The following is a 17,698-nucleotide window of genomic DNA, read 5'->3' on the forward strand; positions in this document are numbered from 1 at the left end:
AAACTTACCTATTTGATGCTGTCAAGCGCATACGTAATAGTAGCTAATAACAGCTCAATATCACTTTCCTCAATGTTGAGCGGCGGCGAGAGCGTGAGAACATTATTATAGCCGGCTACCGTTGCTCCATTTTTCCCAATAATGACTCCTTTGCTTTTGCATTTAGCAATCACTTCATTTACAAGATTAACGTCTAACGGTTCCTTCGTTTGCTTATCAGCTACAAGTTCAATTCCAATTAAAAACCCTTTACCTCTTACGTCTCCAACGTATGGGTGGCTATCGATAAGCGGCTTCAGCTCACTTAATACGTAAGCCCCGAGCTGTTTAGAACGACCAAAAAGATTTTCTCTCTCCATAATTTCTAAATTCTTTAATGCCAGTGCACACGCAGCTGGGCTTCCTCCAAATGTATTAACATGGCGAAAATACTCGTACTGATCGCTATCTTTGAACGCTTCATAAATTTCTTTCTTAACAGCAGTTGCAGAGAGCGGAAGATATGCGCTTGTAATTCCTTTTGCCATGGTAATGATATCTGGTTTTACATCGTAATTCATAAAACCAAAAGCTTCTCCTGTACGTCCAAAGCCGCAAATAACTTCATCTACAATTAAAAGTGCACCGTGCTTTTCACACGTTTCTTTTACGCCTTTCATATAATTTTGAGGCGGTAAAAGAATTCCTCCTCCTGTAATAATTGGCTCCATAATAACAGCGGCAATCGTTTCGCTTAGCTCCCACGTCATAACATTGTCAATATCTTTTACAGATTGAAGCTTCTCTTTCGGTGCATCGTAGTCATCTTGCCCTCGGTACGAATCAGGCGGGGCAACGTGAATAAAGCCAGGGGCAAGCGGTTCATATTTATATTTACGCTGAGCTTGGCCCGTTGCTGCTAGTGCGCCCATTGAATTTCCGTGATACCCTCGATAACGCGAAATAAATTTGTAGCGAGAATGCTCTCCTTTTTGCTGATGGTACTGACGCACAATTTTAAAAGCCGTTTCATTTGCTTCAGATCCGCTATTTGAAAAGAAGATAACATAGTCATCACCTAGCATTTCATTTAGCTTCTCTGCCAGTTTGATAGCAGGTACGTGAGATTGAGTGAGTGGAAAATAAGCCAGTTCTTTTAGCTGCTCATAAGCTGCGAGCGCTAACTCATCCCGTCCATACCCAGTATTTACACACCAAAGCCCTGCCATTGCATCTAAATAGCGATTTCCTTGTTCATCTGTAATCCAAGCACCTTTTGCTTTTGTAGCTACCATCGTTGCATCCGGACTGTATGGTTTCATTCCATGCCATACATATTGCTCATCTTTTGCACGCAGATCTTTTTCATTTTGACTGACCTGTACCATCTTATCCACTCCCAAATCGCTAGCGCGGTATTTTTTTCTGTATGAAAAGACTTCGACAAAATGCCGAAGCCACTTGCTATATTCATCTATATGTTAAAAGTCAAAGCGTGATGTAACCATCTTTTTACGTGTAAAGAAGTTCAAACCGTCTTTGCCGTTGACATGCAAATCTCCGTAAAAAGAGTCTTTCCAACCGGAGAATGGGAAGAAGGCCATTGTAGCAGGTACTCCTACGTTAATACCGAGCATACCGGCATCTGCTTCTTCTCTAAATTGACGCACCGCTTTCGCATCTTTTGTATAAATCGTTGCTCCATTTCCAAAACGGGATTTTTCCATATAGCGAAGTGCTTCATCTAATGTGTCAGCGCGAAGCAAGCTTAGTACAGGTGCAAAAATCTCTTCTTTAGCAATGGTCATATCAGGAGTTACGCGGTCAAAAATTGTTGCTCCTAAGAAATTGCCTTCTGTATGTTCATCCATTTCTTTACGTCCGTCACGAATGAGTTCCGCCCCTTCTTTCATGCCAAGTTCAATATAATCCAGCACCTTATCACGGTGCTCTTTTCGAATCACAGGCGTTAGAAGCACTTCATCATCAAAGCCGCTTCCCATAATTAATTCATCTGCTTTTTGCTTTAATTTTGCGACGAATTCATCGCCTTTTTCACCAACCACGACCACGGCGCTGCACGCCATGCATCGCTGGCCGGCACTTCCATAAGCCGAGCTGATAATATGTGATACCGCTTTATCCATATCGCAGTCTGGCATCACAACATGATGATTTTTAGCTCCGGATAAAGCCTGAACTCGTTTCCCTTGAGCTGCAGCTTGTTCATAAACATATTTTGCTACCGGCTGCGATCCGACGAATGAAATCGCTTTAACTTTTTCATGCTCTATTAATCCGTTCACGACATCATGTGCCCCGTGCACAATATTTAATAATCCATCCGGTGCTCCTGCTTCTGTAAAAAGTTCAGCAAGTCGCGTTGCTAAAAGCGGCGTTCGCTCAGACGGTTTTAATACAAACGCATTTCCACATACAATTGCAAGAGGGAACATCCAAAGCGGTACCATCATCGGAAAGTTAAAAGGTGTGATGCCGCCAACGACACCCAGTGGAAAACGGAACATCTCAGAATCAATTTCTTCCGCTATGTTATTTAATGATTCCCCCATTAATAAAGTAGGAGCACCCGCGGCAAACTCCACGCATTCAATACCGCGCTGTACTTCACCGTAAGCTTCTTTAAAAGCCTTGCCGTTTTCTTGTACGACTAATTTAGCTAACTCTTCATGATGCTTAACTAGTAAATGCTGAAACGCAAACATTAATCTTGCTCGTTTTGGAGCAGGAACGTTACGCCATGTTTCAAATGTTTTTTGAGCTGTTTCCACCGCATTGGCTACGTCTTCTTTTGTAGAAAGCGGTACTTTTGCAATTACTTCGCCAGTCGATGGATTAATTACCTCTCCAAATTTTTTCCCTGCCGTATCAACCCATTTTCCGCCCACGTAATTTTTTAAAACTTGCGTATCATTATTCACAACTGACATATCGCTTGGCCTCCTCAAAAAATAAGAAATGACAAATCTACCTTTATTATTGAATAAATAAATGGTGGTTGCATTAGACAAAATGTGAAACAACTCTAGATTCTCGTTTCACATTTTGCGCAGTGAACTCGGAGAAAGCATGAACTAAAATGAACATATAGTAAAATCAGCCTCAACATAAAAAAAACAGCTGTTTCCAGCTGCTTACTTATCCGTTTATAAATTCCGCACGCGACTTTTTCATCATAAACAAATATTCATATGCCATAATCATAAACTCAATTGCCAGTCGTTTTTCCGGCTCCATAAAGTCTTCACCCAGCAGCTTTTCTAGTTTTTCAATACGGTGATATAGCGTTTGCCGGACAATGTATAAACGCTTAGCCGTCTCTTGTTTAGATCCGTTGCATGCTAAATAAATTTTTAATGTTTCCATGAGTTTTGCATTATACGTTTCATCATATGTAATAACGGGCTGCAGATATTCAAACACCACTTCCTGTAAGTCTTCATGCTGATGTAAAAGCGAAATAATTCGGTACATATGCAAATCATCATAAAAATGAATAATTGTTTGTTTTTGCAGCATTTCTTGAATCGAAATCGTTTCTTTAGCCGTTTCATAGCTTTTATGCATGCAGTCAAGCTGTTCACAGTATTGGCCAATTCCGATAAAGCTAATGGCGTTCCTCTTTGAATTTTCATCCGATTCATATTGATTCATCCAGCGATGAAGGCTGTTTTCTAACCTCTCTCTCCACGTGCTAACCATTCGTTTGTTCAAAAGAATAAATAATACTTCGCGATTTCGCTCGGAGACTAATAAGTGAAAGCCTTCTTGTTCAAAAATGCTTCGCAAAATAAGCTTAAAATACGTTCGATCAAACTTCTCCCGCCTTTGCCACTTACAGCAAACAACGACACCTCCGCGAATAGGAGAATCTGAACACACTTCGTGCATAGAGTCTTTTATTTGTTCAAGAGTTAACTCTCCGTTCATCCATTTCGTCATCCATTCGGTTTCATCTACTCTTTTTTTCTCTTCGACATACAGGTCCTTCAAAAAATGCTGAGCAAGTGCAGTCGCCGTTCGGTCAACGGTGAGCACTTCAAGTTCTGTTAACGCTTCATTTATAGAAGCGACATACAGCTGAGCATAATCTTGTCCTAATAAATGAATAGGCTGATCAGTAAAATGCGGACTCTCATTTTCCCTGCTTATATAATGAAGTAGAAGCTGCTGTTTGAGCAAGTCCATCTCTGGAGCAAAGGTAAGTAATTCATTTGAAACTTTAAGGCCGACAAGAAGCCCCGTAGATTCATATAAACACTGTAAGATGACGGCCGGGTCATTAACTGTTAACAGCAGCTGATTTAGCCTATGAGAATACTGTTCTAAATCGGAAATCATTTGATAGTGCTGATTAATTAAAAGCGAGTGAACATCTTGCGTAATTTCAACGAACGGAACTTCCTCGTGAAATAAAATAATCGGAAAATCACATTCGTTCGCTTTATCAACTACAATTTGCGGAATCTTAGAAGTATAAGTGCCAAGTTCAATACACAGTCCTGATGCCTTACAAGAAATTAATTGCTGAAGAAATGATAAACAAGATTGAGGATCTTCTCCCCAGCCTACCCCTGTTGATAAAATGAGCTCGTTTCCTTTTAGCAGCTCATTAATGCGCGTCACTTCCATCACGTGCACCCACTTCACAGAATTAGTAAGCCCTTTCTCTCCAGCTATTACTTCACAGTTTACAAAATGTTTCCTTGTTAAAATCTCTGTTACTGTTAAATATGATTTCAAGTCAACACCGCCCCTAGCGAATTTCACATCATGTCTCCTGAATCATTAACGCGTATTTCGCATATGTGTAGAACAAAAGCTATATCTTCTTACATTATATTAAATATTTAGAAGAAATAAAATATTTAATGAAAGAAACGAAAAAAGCTGTAACGATAATGGATCGTTACAGCTTCTGAGCTGTTTGCTGTAATTTATTAAAAAAACCGTGGCGTTTAACCGCTTGTTCTTTAATTCGGTGAATTTCTTTTTTATAAAAACGCAAATCTTGTAGTGACACTGCATTTAACATTTCCATTTTTAATTTATCAATAATTTTTGTTTCTTCTTGTGTCATACACTGCGTAGCTTGATCCATCCGTGTCACACCCTTTTCGTATTTAATAGATTTATTTTGAAAACGTTCTACTATAATATTTACTACAATTTACTAGATAACTAAACCTTTTCTCTTTCGATGTAAACGAAATGTAACAACTGTAATACAGTGAATGGATAATATCTAGTTATTTTGCTTCACATCCAAAACGAAAAAAACAAAAAAACGGATCACTTTTGTCAGCCAATATGGTAAAAAACTTATAGGTATTAGTAAACAAATAAAGAGATTGAGACATAATTAAATTACTCCAATCAACAGCTAGAAGCACCTACATACATGAAACCTACGTTCACCCTACCAATAAAAAAATCCGAACGATTCATCGTTCGGATCTTCCTTCAGCTAAAATAATTTTGTCCCAGCCTCCGTTTTTATACTTGTTGGATCAGTACGGATGAAAAATATTTTCTAGCATCCGCCGTCAATATATGAAGCGTTTCTTGTTCGGTTTGGTTATTTTCGGTGCGTTCAAACGTCACAAATGCCCCGCTTAGATTCTCTGTTACGGCCGTTATTTTGAATCCTTTTTGCAGCAAAAAATCAATCTTTTCTCGCTCTGCCATATATTCATGGTAACTTGACATTTCCCTGCCCCCGATCTATTTCTTCATCTGTTTTTATAACATTAATTTTTCAGCTTCGTTAGCCGTGTTTAACTCATTAAACTTTGCTCTTTTTGTAAATTGTCCGTAGCCTTTTTGACCAACAAACTGCTTATTTTTTACGACAAATTCCCCGCGGCAAAGCACTGAAACCGGCTCACCTGTGACTTTCATTCCCTCAAATGCGCTATAATCGACTGCCATATGATGCGTGTTTGCTGAAATCGTACGTTCAACAGAAGGGTCAAATATAAGCAGATCTGCGTCTGCGCCAACCGCTATTGTTCCTTTTTTCGGGTACAGTCCGAACAGCTTAGCAATTTTTGTTGATGTTATATCAACAAACTGATTTATATTAATTCGTTTCTTCACTACTCCTTCTGAAAATAAAATACTCATGCGATCCTCGATAATAGGGCCTCCGTTTGGAATCTTCGTAAAATCTCCTTTTCCCAGATCTTTTTGACCGTTAAAATCAAACGAACACTGATCTGATCCAATCGTTTGCAAGTCGCCATTACGCAGAGCATTCCACAAAACATCTTGGTTCCATTTTTCACGTAAAGGCGGCGACCATACGTATTTTGCTCCTTCAAAATTCGGTTTCTCTAAATAGGTTTGGTCAAGCGTCAAATACTGCGGACACGTTTCGCCCCAGATATTTACGCCTTTTTCCCTTGCTTCAGCAATCTTTTTAACCGCTTCAGCGCACGACACGTGAACAACATAGAGCTGTGAGTCAGCCAGCTCCGTTAGCACCGCGGCTCTTCCCGTAGCTTCTCCTTCTATTTCTGGAGGACGAGTCAGTGCATGATAGATAGGATCGGTTTGTCCTTGTTCTAGTGCTTTTGCCGTTAAATACTCAATAACATCTCCATTTTCAGCATGTACCATCACAAGCGCCCCTAGTTTTTTAGCTTGCACTAGCGTTTGATAAAGGGTAGCATCGTCTGCTTGAAAAACATTTTTATAGGCCATGAATACTTTAAAAGAAGTAATTCCTTCTTTTTCAATAATCGTAGGAAGTTCATTTAATACATCTTCCGTGATTTCTCCAATCATTAGATGAAAGCTATAATCGATAGCCGCTTTTCCTTTTGATTTTTCATGCCATGTGCCGATCGCTTTTTGCAGCGGTTCGCCTTTATTGGTTAAGCAAAAATCAATAACAGTTGTCGTACCTCCAAAAGCTGCTGCTCTTGTACCTGTTTCAAAGTCATCTTTTGTAACGGTGCCCCCAAACGGCATATCTAAATGAGTATGAGGATCGATGCCTCCTGGAAATACATAGTTGCCTTTTGCATCAATCACTTCACAGCCCTGCTCTTCAAATGCCGAGCCAATTGCCGAAATAACTCCATTTTCAATTAAAATATCGGCTTTATACGTATCTGTTGCTGTGACTACCACACCATTTTTAACGATTTTTTTCATTTCCTCATCCCCTTTGTATTTATACGTCTAATCGCTGTGCAGCCGTCGCTTGTAAAGCAGCTTGGCGTTCATTCCACGTCATTGGAGGCTGTTCATTTGGTAATTCAACCATGGATATCGCCCCGTCCACCGGACATACAATCGAACATAAATTACAGCCTACACAATCTTCTTCTCTTACTTTTAAATAAGATTTCCCTGAAGGATCTTTCAGCATATCAATACATTGATGAGAAGTATCTTCACAAGAAATATGACACTTATTGCAGTTAATACACGTATCCGGGTCGATGCGAGCCACTACTTTATAATTGAGATCTAAGTTGCCCCAATCGGAATATTTTGAAACCGCTTTTCCTACAATGTCACTTACTTTTTCGATTCCTCTTTCATCCAAATAATAATTGAGACCTTGAATCATATCCTCTACAATGCGGAACCCGTGATGCATAGCAGCTGTACATACTTGCACACCTGTAGCACCCATGAGCATAAATTCGACGGCTTCCTGCCAGTTCGAAACGCCTCCCATACCTGATATTGGAACGTTAATAAACGGACTTCTTGCACATTCAGCGACCATGTTTAATGCAATCGGCTTAACAGCTGGGCCGCAATAACCTCCGTGAGCGCCTTTTCCTGCTACGTGTGGAATCGTATTCCATGAATGAATGTCTACTCCTGCTAAACTATTAATAGTGTTAATCATACTCACAGCGTCAGCACCGCCTCGAACCGCTGCTTCTGCTGTAACAGTGATATCTGTGATATTTGGGGTTAATTTAACAATGACCGGCGTTTGGGCAACTTCTTTAGCCCAATACGTTTGTTTTTCAACCAAATCAGGGACTTGCCCAGAGGCAGCACCCATCCCTCGTTCTGCCATTCCATGCGGACAGCCAAAGTTCAGCTCTAATCCATCCACTCCTACGTCTTCTACTTTTTTGACAATCTCATGCCATTTTTCTTGCTGAGGCTCTACCATAAGAGAGGCAATAATTGCGTGGTTAGGAAACTTCTTTTTCGTTTCATAGATTTCCTTCAAATTAACTTCAAGCGGACGATCGGTGATTAACTCAATATTATTAAAGCCGGCTACGCGCTGACCGTTGAAGCCAACGGCAGCAAATCGAGAGGAAACATTTAAAATCGGATCACCAAGCGTTTTCCAAACTGCGCCTCCCCATCCTGCTTCAAATGCACGCTGCACTTGATAACCTGAATTGGTTGGCGGTGCGGATGCCAGCCAAAACGGATTTGGTGATTGAATACCTGCTAAATTTGTTGTTAAATCTGCCATAGATTTCTCCTCCTCCTGATTTTAAGCTGTTTCCATTGTTTCTTTTGTTAACTGCATATGAATATTTAACGCCGTTTGTTTTCCTTGCTGAGCAGCGGTCACAACCATTGCTTCTCCTTGCCCTTTACCAAAAATAACGTCTCCGCAAGCAAATACTTTTGGATTTGATGTTTGAAACGTCTCTTGATTAATTAAGACAACTCCGTCTTCATGATGCAGCTGGAATTGTTGAATCAAAGACAGGTACCGTTCTTGACCAATTGCTTTAACAACAGCATCGACTGGAATGGTAAACGTTGAACCTTCAACAGGAACAGGCTTCCTGCGGCCGTCTGCATCTGGATCTGTTAACGTCATTTTTACACATTCAATCCCGCTCACCTTACCATTTTCATCTCCAATAATTCGTATAGGAGCTGTTAACCAGCGGAATTCAACACCATCTTGTTTTGCAAATTCAAATTCAAAATCATAAGCCGTCATTTCTTCTCGTGTACGACGGTATAAAATTTGAACGTTTTCAGCCCCCAAGCGCACGGAACACGTAGCACCATCAATCGCAGTATTTCCCGCACCAATGACGGCAACACGCTTACCCACAAATTCTGTTGATAACGCTTCTGACTTCGTTTTTTTCACAAAATCAATCGCATCATACACACCGTCTAGCTCTTCACCTTCAACATGTAGAGAAGGCACCTTACTCATACCAATAGCTAATACAACCGCATCATACGACTGCAGCAATTCGCTTGGAAGAATATCTTCTCCAATTCTTACGTTTGTTTTAATTTTTACATCTAAGCTTTTTACTTGTTCAACTTCCCAGAATGAAATCGCTTGAGGAAGACGAAACGACACGATTCCATATGTATTTAACCCTCCTGCTTGTTTTTCCGCTTCAAAAATGGTTACGTCATACCCAAATCGCGCCAGTTCTCTTGCTGCAGAGAGACCAGCCGGACCTCCACCAACAATTGCTACCTTTTTGCCGTTTGCTTTTCCTTTCTCAAACAGCACCTGTTCATTTTGAATAGCCCAATCCGTTGCGTAGCGCTGCAAATCTCCAATCATAATTGGTTTGGTTGAATGGTTAAGCACACACGCTCCTTCACATAGTTCATCGGTTGGACAAACTCTCGAACAGCTTGCTCCTACGGGATTAGAAGACATAATCGTTTCGGCAGACCCCTTTAAATTGCCCGATGCAATTTTTTTAATAAACGTCGGGATGTCAATTCCTGTAGGGCATGCCTGAATACAGGGTGCATCATAACAGTACAAACATCGATTAGATTCTTCGACTGCTTCTCTATTTGACAACCCTTTTTCTACTTCATTAAAGTTTTGAATGATGGACTGCAAACTTTCCGGTGATCGCATTGCATCAACCTCCCAAGGATATCTGTTGATAAAAATCAGATTGAAAGCGCTTACATATTTTTTATATACGTTATTTTCAACTTCTACTTTGGTAAAATGTATTACTAACTTTATTGTACAAAACGACCGTCTTTTCTTCATTATACATTATGTTAAAAAATTCAGACTATTTACTATTCACTATGTAAAAAGCCTTGCTTTTATATAAAAGCAAGGCTGCAACTATTATTTTGCTACTTCTTTAATAATCGACACTACTAGTTCAGATGTCTTCACCAGTTCTTCTACCGGAATTTTTTCATTTGTTGTATGAATGTCTTCATAACCAACTGCTAAATTTACTGTTGGGATATCAAAGCCTGCGATTACATTTGCATCGCTTCCGCCTCCGCTTTGAAGCAAGCGTGAAGGACGATCGATATTAGCCACCGCTTTTTTAGCAACTTCGACAACATGATCTCCATCGCCAAATTTAAAGCCTGGATACATCACTTTAATATCAACTTCTGCACGGCCGCCCATTTCTTGTGCAGCTGTTTCAAACGCTTCTTTCATTTTCGCTACTTGTGCTTCCATTTTTTCTGGAATTAATGAACGAGCTTCTGCTAAAATATCGACGCGGTCACACACGATATTCGTTTGCGTTCCACCTTCAAAGCGTCCAATATTCGCTGTAGTCTCTTCATCAATACGTCCAAGCGGCATTTTAGAAATGGCTCTTGAAGCAATCGTAATAGCAGAAACGCCTCGTTCAGGAGCTACACCTGCATGAGCTGTTTTTCCATAAATTGTTGCATTTACTTTTGCTTGCGTCGGCGCAGCAACGATAATGTCTCCCACTTTGCCATCGCTATCTAAAGCATAGCCGAATTTTGCCGTTACGAGACTAGAATCAAGAGCTTTAGCGCCCACTAAGCCAGATTCTTCTCCTACTGTAATAATAAATTCAATTTTGCCGTGCGCAATGTTTTCTTCTTTTAATACGGTGATTGCTTCTAGCATTGCTGCTAAGCCTGCTTTATCATCCGCTCCAAGAATTGTCGTGCCGTCACTTTTAATATAGCCATCTTCAATAGATGGTTTAATACCGTTTCCAGGTACGACTGTATCCATATGAGAAGTAAAGTAGATTGTATCTACGCCTTCTTTTGTAGCTGGCAGTGTGCAGATTAAGTTGTTGGCTCCGTGGCCCGTTTTTTCTTTGGCATCATCTTCTACTACTTCGACGCCTAATGCAGTAAATTTTTCTTTTAGTACAACAGCAATTTTTTCCTCATGCTTTGTTTCTGAGTCTACTTGTACTAATTCAATAAATAAATCAACGATTCGTTGTTCATTAATCATAATATGTAATCCCTCCAAAAATAACCTACAATGGTATGTTACCATGTTTCTTTGCTGGACGCTCTTCCTTTTTATTGTGCAACATTTCAAGCGCTTGTATTAATTTTATTCGCGTTTCCCGAGGATCAATAACATCATCAACCATTCCAGCGCTTGCCGCTACGTAAGGATTAGCAAATTTCTCGCGATACTGTTCAATTTTTTCGTGTCTTGTTTCATCTGGGTTTTCGCTACCTCGAATGTCGTTTGCAAAGATAATATTTGCAGCACCTTGAGGACCCATAACAGCGATTTCTGCATTCGGCCACGAATACACAAGGTCCGCTCCAATCGATTTACTATTTAAAGCTACGTATGCACCTCCGTACGCCTTTCGCAAAATCACCGTGATTTTCGGAACGGTAGCTTCGGAGTATGCATATAAAATTTTAGCACCATGACGTATAATTCCGCCATGTTCCTGCTTGATACCTGGGAAAAAACCTGTAACATCTTCAAATGTAATAAGTGGGATATTAAATGAATCGCAAAATCGAATAAACCTTGCTGCTTTATCTGAGGAGTTAATATCTAAACTGCCTGCCATTACTTTAGGCTGGTTACACACAAGTCCGACAACTTTTCCATCTATGCGGGCAAAACCAATGACAATATTTCTTGCAAAGTCTTTTTGCACTTCAAAAAATGAGTGCTCGTCCACTACTTGGTGAATGACTTGACGCACATCGTAAGGGCGCACGGCATCAAACGGGACAACGTCTAATAAATCCGGACGATAATGATCACACTCTGCCTTTGAGGCTAAAGGAGGCTGCTCTTGGCTAGACTGAGGAAGATAGCTTAAGAGCGTTCGTACTTGTTCTAGCACCTCTTGTTCTGTTGCACCTCTAAAATGGGCATTACCGCTAATTTCGTTATGAACAGCTGCTCCTCCAAGATTTTCAGAGGAAATGCTTTCTCCCGTTACCGTTTCAATTACTTTTGGTCCTGTAATGAACATTTGACTTGTTTCTTCTACCATAAAAACAAAGTCCGTAATCGCCGGTGAGTACACGGCTCCGCCTGCACAAGGACCCATAATAACAGATATTTGAGGCATGACACCCGAATAAATGGCATTTCGATAAAAAATATGACCGTATCCATCAAGAGACATGACGCCCTCTTGAATACGAGCCCCGCCTGAATCATTTAAGCCAATAAACGGCACGCCTGTTTTAGCCGCTAAGTCCATTACGTGCGCAATTTTTTTAGCATGCATTTCACCTAACGCGCCTCCGAATACTGTAAAATCTTGTGAAAACAAGTAGACTGAGCGACCGTTTATCTTGCCGTAACCTGTTACTACCCCGTCTCCTGGTCCTACTTGATTATTCATACTGAAATCAGCACACCGATGTTCAATAAATGGATTTAATTCGACAAATGTATGGTCATCTAAAAGAATTTCAATTCGTTCGCGTGCCGTTAGTTTTCCTTTATGGTGCTGTTTTTCAATTTTTTCGTCTCCACCGCCTAACTCGATCTTCCGGCGCTTATCGTACAATTCATTTAATTTATCATAAATGTCAACCATGTTTCTTCTCCTCCTCTAGTGTTTTTTCACAGAGCTCATAAAGAACACCGTTTGCTGACTTTGGATGCAAAAAAGCAATGGATGCTTCCCCTGCGCCTTTTCGCGGAACATCGTCAATCATGTGTACACCCTTTTCCTTTAACTCGTTAATCCGTTCTTCAATCGTACGCACACCTAAAGCAACATGATGAAGACCTTCACCTCTCTTTTTGATGAACGCGCCGACTGCACTGTCTTCAAAGAGCGGCTCTAATAATTCAATTTTTACGTTGCCGCACTCAATAAAAGCAACTTTTACTCCTTGTTCTTCTACTTCTTCTACTTTTAATAAAGACAGTCCTAATACCTTTTCATAAAAAGGCAGGCTGCCTTCAATTGATTTTACAGCTATTCCTATGTGATCAATTCCTTTTATCACTTTCTCACCTCTTAAAAAAGCGTTTTCATTTACACATATTCTTGAAAACAAAAGAAATCTCCTGCTCGCGTATTTACAGAAAGTTGCTTGTCTAAGCAGCGGAAGACATGTAAAATAAGAAAAAAACGTGTAGGAGGACTTTGGTTGTATGTCTAATAAGAAAATCCAAAAAACCATTGTGTTTTTAATGCTTCTTGTCATGTTAATATCTACGCTTTTAGCGGGACTTGCCATGTGGTTTTAATCGAGACTGATGACTAAAAACATAGATGCACTGCTGTTTCTGTGTGCAATGCAAACATATAAAAAAGACTGGTGACTAGTCACCAGTCTTTTGCTGTATATTCACCATGCCTTTTTGAGCGGCTAACTCTTCAAAAGATTGATCTGTAGATACAATCCATACTTTTGTACCTAACGGGACTTGATCATATAAATGGCTTACTTCACGATTTTCTACGCGAATACAGCCATTCGATACATATTTACCGATGGAATCCGGCTGATTTGTACCATGAATGCCATAAATACGTCCGTCAGTCTCTCTTGCATCAAACCCAATCCACCTTACACCTAGAGGATTTTGAGGAGCGCCTCCTTCAATGTTACTTCTCCGATAATAAGGATTAACAGCTTTTACTGTTACCGTGAACTCCCCTTCGGGCGTCAGATTAACTGTTTTCCCCGTTGCTACTTTAATAATTTGTTTAATTTCTTTATTTTGAATATAAGCAAGCTCATTGCTTTGTTTATTAATAATAATATAAGGATCATTTGGCAACGGATTTTCTCCTAATGGCCAAACCGGAGATAGTAGTAAAAGGATAAAAGCAAACACATGCACGTAATCCACCACCTTACGTTAGTCCTAAGTAAAAGACAAGAGAGATATCTCTTGTCTTATTTAGTGTTCGTAAGCAAGATAAACAACATACATGCTGTTTAACTTATTTTTAAGGTTTGTTTAATAACCAAATATTGTTCAATTTCTTTGACTACGTGCAGTAAATCGGCACGCGCTTCAAACTCTTCCCGCGTTTTGGGAAGCGGCATCTCTGCAAACGCTTCTCGTAAATGCTGAAGTTTGGCTAAAAATAATTTTGCTGTATTACCGGGGTGGATGGATAGACTTAATTCTTCAATGAAATCGGCAATCATGTAGCGCTGTTCTACCACCAAATCAATAGCGGTAATGAGAGGAAGCGTACGCTCAATAATTTCAAGCTGTTTTTCACGAATTTTAAAATAGCGGTAATAATAATTTTCCCCACGCACAAAATGATTTTCTACATCACGAAACGCAAGGCTTTTTGCTTTTTCTAAAATTTTTACCGTATCTGCAATTTCCTTACCGTCCCAACTGCTGTCATTGGTTCTGAGATACAGGGCAATTTCTTTTAACATCGACCGGAAATTTTCTTCAATTTCTTGCTGATACGTGCGAAGCTCTTGATCTAAACTTGGCATGTATAAATTCACAAGCAGGGCAACACCTATCCCAATTATAATTAAGCCAAGTTCATTAAAGACGATTCCCCACGTCATATTGCCTTTGGAGTAAATATGAAGCAAAATAACGGAGCTTGTAACAATGCCTGCATTAACTTTGAATATAACCGTAACCGGGATAAACAAAAGCAGCATCAGTCCTATAACAAGTGGATGATAAGCAATCCCTTCAAAGAATATAAACGAAAACAGAATGGATAAAGAACAAGCAATAAAACGATCGCTTGCACTTCGCAGTGATTTTTTCTTTGAATTTTGAATGCATAAAATGGTGATAATTCCAGCTGATACAAAAAACTCGAGGTGAAAGAACTGAGCTATAATAATAGCCAGTGATGTACCGACGGCTGTTTTAATTGTCCGGTACCCAATTTTAAATTTCATTTTCTAGACTCCTACATGTTGGTTTCTTTTTAGTGTGATAAAATACTCTATTCTTTATTAACACGAATAGAAAAATAACACAACCTTAAATCTTGCTGTACCGTATAAATTTCAATAAAAAAAGTGCAGAAAAGATCGTACTCTTCCTGCACTTTTTTTATTATAAAATCTTTTCTAAGAAATCTTTAGCACGCTTGCTTTTAGGCGCTGAGAAAAATTCAGCCGGAGGCGCATCTTCAACAAGCACACCGCCGTCTAAAAACAGCACACGATCCGCTACTTCTCGTGCAAATCCCATTTCATGCGTTACAATGACCATCGTCATTCCTGTTTCTGTTAGCGACTTCATTACATCTAGTACTTCTTTTACCATCTCTGGATCCAATGCTGATGTTGGTTCGTCAAACAGCATCACTTTGGGCTCCATTGCCAATGCTCTCGCAATAGCTACACGCTGCTTTTGACCGCCCGATAAGCGACTTGGAAACTCGTGGGCTTTTTGAGCAAGTCCCACTTTTTGGAGTAATTCTTTGCCTTTAGCAACAGCCGTTTCTCTTGACACGCCTTTTACCGTCATCGGAGCATACGTCAAATTTTCAAGCACTGTCATATGTGGAAACAAGTGAAAATGCTGAAATACCATTCCTACGTTTTCACGCACGCGCATAATGTTTGTTTTTTTATCTGTAATCACTTGACCGTTAATTGAAACTAATCCGCTCGTCGGTTCTTCAAGCAGGTTCATACAGCGTAAAAAAGTAGATTTACCAGAACCAGAAGGGCCAATAACAGCTACGACTTCTTTTTCCTTAATCGTAGTTGAAATACCTTTTAAAACTTCATTTTTACCAAATGATTTGTGTAAATTTTCAACGTTAATCACCTTTTCTCATTCTCCTCTCGACTGCTTTACCAAGGAGCGTTAAGCCCATTACCATTACATAATAAATCAACCCTGCAAAAATTAACGGTTCAAGGTAGGCGAATTTTTCTCCACCTACAATGTAAGCACGGCGCATAATGTCGAGTGCTCCAATAACTGTAACGATAGCTGATTCCTTTGTTAATGTAATGAACTCATTCATTAAAGCAGGTAAAATATTTTTAAGTGCCTGTGGCAAAATAATTTGTCCCATCATGCGGCGATAAGGAATTCCTAACGCTAATGCCGCTTCACGCTGTCCTTTATCAACAGCTAAAATACCAGCGCGAATAATTTCAGATATATATGCTGCAGAGTTTAGACCGAACGCAGCAACGGCCGCTGGAAACGGGGCAATATCAAACCCGAGCAGCTGAGGTAATCCAAAGTATATTAATAATAATTGCAGTACAAGCGGTGTTCCGCGAAACACGGACGTATATGCATCCGCAAACCATTGAAGAGGTTTATTGCGGCTGATTTTACATAAAGATAAAATAACTCCCAGCACAAACCCTAAAATTGCTGAAGCTAGGACTATCTGTACCGTTACCCCTATCCCTTTTAAAATATAAGGCATAGAAGGCACGATTTGCGAAAAATCCAAATTCATGCCTAGTTCCATTCCTCTCTAACTATCATTCTTATTTTTGGTCGTCAAACCACTTAACGATTAATTTATCTAATTCACCGTTTTCTTTCATTTTCTTTAATTCACGGTTAAAGTCATTCGTTAGCTTGCTGTCTTTAGGAAATGCGATTGCTGATCCTTTACTTGAATCTGGACGTCCTGTATCAGACATTTGCAAGCTTTTGTCTTTGTTCACATACCCTTTAGCTACTGTATCTTCAATAATCGCTGCATCGATACGATTTGATTTCATTTCTTGAATTAGTTCTGGAATACGGTCACGCGTTGTTACATTTACTCCGTCAACTTCTTTTGCAATTTCTTTTGCTTCGTCTGCCTGAATAGAAGAAGTTTGTACACCGACTGTTTTTCCTTTTAGTTCTTCTGCATTTTTAATTGGCGCATCTTTCTTCGATACAATCATGTTTTTTGCTTCATAGTATACGTCTGAAAAGTCCACGTTCTTTTTACGCTTTTCAGTTGGCGTCATACCAGCTAAAACTAAATCGACTTTATTAGATTGTAAAGCTGGAATTAATCCGCCAAATTCCATATCCTTCACCTGTACGTCATAGCCTAACTTTTTACCGATTGCTTTTGCTAAATCTACGTCAAATCCGATTGCTTCACTATCACCTTTTGCCGTATCAATATATTCAAATGGTGGGTAATCTGCCGATGTTCCCATTACTAGTACTTTTTTATCTTTGTCGTCGCTGCTTGCTCCGCCATTAGACGTTCCTTCTCCTGCTCCGCATGCAGCTAAAACGCCTGCTGTTAAGAGACCAATTGCCGTTACCGATAACCACTTCTTCAATTTCATCTTCGTTCCCCCTAGTTTATTCCTTACATTATTTTTTAAAAATTAATAATATTATGAAATAAGTTTTTTACTATTGCAAGTAAATGTCGAAATTTAAATATATATTCATATAAATGTATTTTAACACAACATTATAAATATGCAATATCTTTTTTAAATATAAGTTTCACTATTTGAAAATACCTTTTCTCAACATTTTCCACTCGTTAGAAAGCCTGCATACAGATAGGTAAAAAAAACGCATAAA

The 17,698-nt window shown here is 39.5% G+C and carries 17 protein-coding genes; 1 reads left to right on the forward strand and 16 read right to left on the reverse strand.

The window, feature by feature from the left end; genetic code table 11:
* Positions 1-8 precede the first annotated feature (8 nt).
* The 11 genes from LIS78_RS22385 to mce form a co-directional block, all read right to left on the reverse strand.
* Positions 9-1,367, reverse strand: a complete 1,359-nt coding sequence (locus LIS78_RS22385; RefSeq protein WP_195781897.1) for an aspartate aminotransferase family protein — start codon at positions 1,365-1,367, stop codon at positions 9-11.
* Positions 1,368-1,460: 93 nt separating this feature from the next.
* Positions 1,461-2,930, reverse strand: a complete 1,470-nt coding sequence (locus tag LIS78_RS22390) for a CoA-acylating methylmalonate-semialdehyde dehydrogenase (protein ID WP_116073579.1) — start codon at positions 2,928-2,930, stop codon at positions 1,461-1,463.
* A gap of 208 nt (positions 2,931-3,138) precedes the next feature.
* Entirely contained in the window at positions 3,139-4,770 is a 1,632-nt protein-coding gene (locus LIS78_RS22395) for a PucR family transcriptional regulator (protein ID WP_252284374.1), read from the reverse strand.
* Positions 4,771-4,909: 139 nt separating this feature from the next.
* Positions 4,910-5,101: a hypothetical protein gene (locus tag LIS78_RS22400; RefSeq protein WP_013059103.1), complete on the reverse strand. Its 192-nt coding sequence runs from the start codon at positions 5,099-5,101 to the stop codon at positions 4,910-4,912.
* Between the two features lie 395 nt (positions 5,102-5,496).
* A complete protein-coding gene (locus LIS78_RS22405; RefSeq protein WP_013084958.1) occupies positions 5,497-5,709 on the reverse strand; it encodes a hypothetical protein in 213 nt (70 codons plus the stop codon).
* Positions 5,710-5,742: 33 nt separating this feature from the next.
* Positions 5,743-7,161 (reverse strand): dihydropyrimidinase, encoded by a 1,419-nt coding sequence (hydA, locus tag LIS78_RS22410; protein WP_252284375.1) that lies wholly within the window; start codon positions 7,159-7,161, stop codon positions 5,743-5,745.
* A gap of 19 nt (positions 7,162-7,180) precedes the next feature.
* Positions 7,181-8,461: an NAD-dependent dihydropyrimidine dehydrogenase subunit PreA gene (preA, locus tag LIS78_RS22415; protein ID WP_013084960.1), complete on the reverse strand. Its 1,281-nt coding sequence runs from the start codon at positions 8,459-8,461 to the stop codon at positions 7,181-7,183.
* 21 nt (positions 8,462-8,482) lie between these two features.
* The gene (locus LIS78_RS22420; RefSeq protein ID WP_195781893.1) at positions 8,483-9,844 is read right to left on the reverse strand and encodes an NAD(P)-dependent oxidoreductase; all 1,362 of its coding nucleotides are present in this window, start codon (positions 9,842-9,844) and stop codon (positions 8,483-8,485) included.
* 225 nt (positions 9,845-10,069) lie between these two features.
* Positions 10,070-11,188, reverse strand: coding sequence for a tripeptidase T (locus LIS78_RS22425; RefSeq protein WP_013084962.1), 1,119 nt, complete (start codon positions 11,186-11,188; stop codon positions 10,070-10,072).
* A gap of 25 nt (positions 11,189-11,213) precedes the next feature.
* The gene (locus LIS78_RS22430; RefSeq protein WP_195781892.1) at positions 11,214-12,764 is read right to left on the reverse strand and encodes an acyl-CoA carboxylase subunit beta; all 1,551 of its coding nucleotides are present in this window, start codon (positions 12,762-12,764) and stop codon (positions 11,214-11,216) included.
* On the reverse strand, positions 12,757-13,182 hold the full coding sequence (mce, locus tag LIS78_RS22435) for a methylmalonyl-CoA epimerase (RefSeq protein WP_252284376.1): 426 nt from the start codon (positions 13,180-13,182) through the stop codon (positions 12,757-12,759). Before mce ends, LIS78_RS22430 begins: the two co-directional genes overlap by 8 nt.
* A gap of 148 nt (positions 13,183-13,330) precedes the next feature.
* Here mce and prli42 point away from each other — a divergent pair, with 148 nt between their 5' ends.
* Entirely contained in the window at positions 13,331-13,426 is a 96-nt protein-coding gene (gene prli42 / locus LIS78_RS22440; protein ID WP_149917156.1) for a stressosome-associated protein Prli42, read from the forward strand.
* Positions 13,427-13,501: 75 nt separating this feature from the next.
* Here prli42 and LIS78_RS22445 read toward each other — a convergent pair whose 3' ends face one another.
* The 5 genes from LIS78_RS22445 to LIS78_RS22465 form a co-directional block, all read right to left on the reverse strand.
* Positions 13,502-14,026, reverse strand: coding sequence for a L,D-transpeptidase (locus LIS78_RS22445; protein WP_209150650.1), 525 nt, complete (start codon positions 14,024-14,026; stop codon positions 13,502-13,504).
* A 98-nt stretch (positions 14,027-14,124) separates the two neighbouring features.
* On the reverse strand, positions 14,125-15,075 hold the full coding sequence (locus LIS78_RS22450) for an aromatic acid exporter family protein (protein ID WP_252284377.1): 951 nt from the start codon (positions 15,073-15,075) through the stop codon (positions 14,125-14,127).
* Positions 15,076-15,235: 160 nt separating this feature from the next.
* Positions 15,236-15,958 (reverse strand): amino acid ABC transporter ATP-binding protein, encoded by a 723-nt coding sequence (locus tag LIS78_RS22455; RefSeq protein WP_252284378.1) that lies wholly within the window; start codon positions 15,956-15,958, stop codon positions 15,236-15,238.
* A complete protein-coding gene (locus LIS78_RS22460) occupies positions 15,951-16,610 on the reverse strand; it encodes an amino acid ABC transporter permease (protein WP_195781891.1) in 660 nt (219 codons plus the stop codon). The genes LIS78_RS22455 and LIS78_RS22460 overlap by 8 nt, the downstream gene beginning before the upstream one ends.
* A 31-nt stretch (positions 16,611-16,641) precedes the next feature.
* Complete coding sequence (locus LIS78_RS22465; protein WP_029320256.1) at positions 16,642-17,445, reverse strand: transporter substrate-binding domain-containing protein; 804 nt, start codon at positions 17,443-17,445, stop codon at positions 16,642-16,644.
* Positions 17,446-17,698 lie beyond the last annotated feature (253 nt).

Origin of the sequence: Priestia megaterium, from assembly GCF_023824195.1 — a bacterium.
GTDB lineage: Bacteria > Bacillota > Bacilli > Bacillales > Bacillaceae_H > Priestia > Priestia megaterium_D.

Excerpts from the sequence above, each read along its gene's own strand:
- LIS78_RS22385 (WP_195781897.1), bottom strand. The coding sequence starts at position 1,367 with ATGGTACAGGTCAGTCAAAATGAAAAAGATCTGCGTGCAAAAGATGAG.
- LIS78_RS22390 (WP_116073579.1), bottom strand. The coding sequence starts at position 2,930 with ATGTCAGTTGTGAATAATGATACGCAAGTTTTAAAAAATTACGTGGGC.
- LIS78_RS22400 (WP_013059103.1), bottom strand. The coding sequence starts at position 5,101 with ATGGATCAAGCTACGCAGTGTATGACACAAGAAGAAACAAAAATTATT.
- LIS78_RS22405 (WP_013084958.1), bottom strand. The coding sequence starts at position 5,709 with ATGTCAAGTTACCATGAATATATGGCAGAGCGAGAAAAGATTGATTTT.
- hydA (WP_252284375.1), bottom strand. The coding sequence starts at position 7,161 with ATGAAAAAAATCGTTAAAAATGGTGTGGTAGTCACAGCAACAGATACG.
- preA (WP_013084960.1), bottom strand. The coding sequence starts at position 8,461 with ATGGCAGATTTAACAACAAATTTAGCAGGTATTCAATCACCAAATCCG.
- LIS78_RS22420 (WP_195781893.1), bottom strand. The coding sequence starts at position 9,844 with ATGCGATCACCGGAAAGTTTGCAGTCCATCATTCAAAACTTTAATGAA.
- LIS78_RS22425 (WP_013084962.1), bottom strand. The coding sequence starts at position 11,188 with ATGATTAATGAACAACGAATCGTTGATTTATTTATTGAATTAGTACAA.
- LIS78_RS22430 (WP_195781892.1), bottom strand. The coding sequence starts at position 12,764 with ATGGTTGACATTTATGATAAATTAAATGAATTGTACGATAAGCGCCGG.
- prli42 (WP_149917156.1), top strand. The coding sequence starts at position 13,331 with ATGTCTAATAAGAAAATCCAAAAAACCATTGTGTTTTTAATGCTTCTT.
- LIS78_RS22450 (WP_252284377.1), bottom strand. The coding sequence starts at position 15,075 with ATGAAATTTAAAATTGGGTACCGGACAATTAAAACAGCCGTCGGTACA.
- LIS78_RS22460 (WP_195781891.1), bottom strand. The coding sequence starts at position 16,610 with ATGAATTTGGATTTTTCGCAAATCGTGCCTTCTATGCCTTATATTTTA.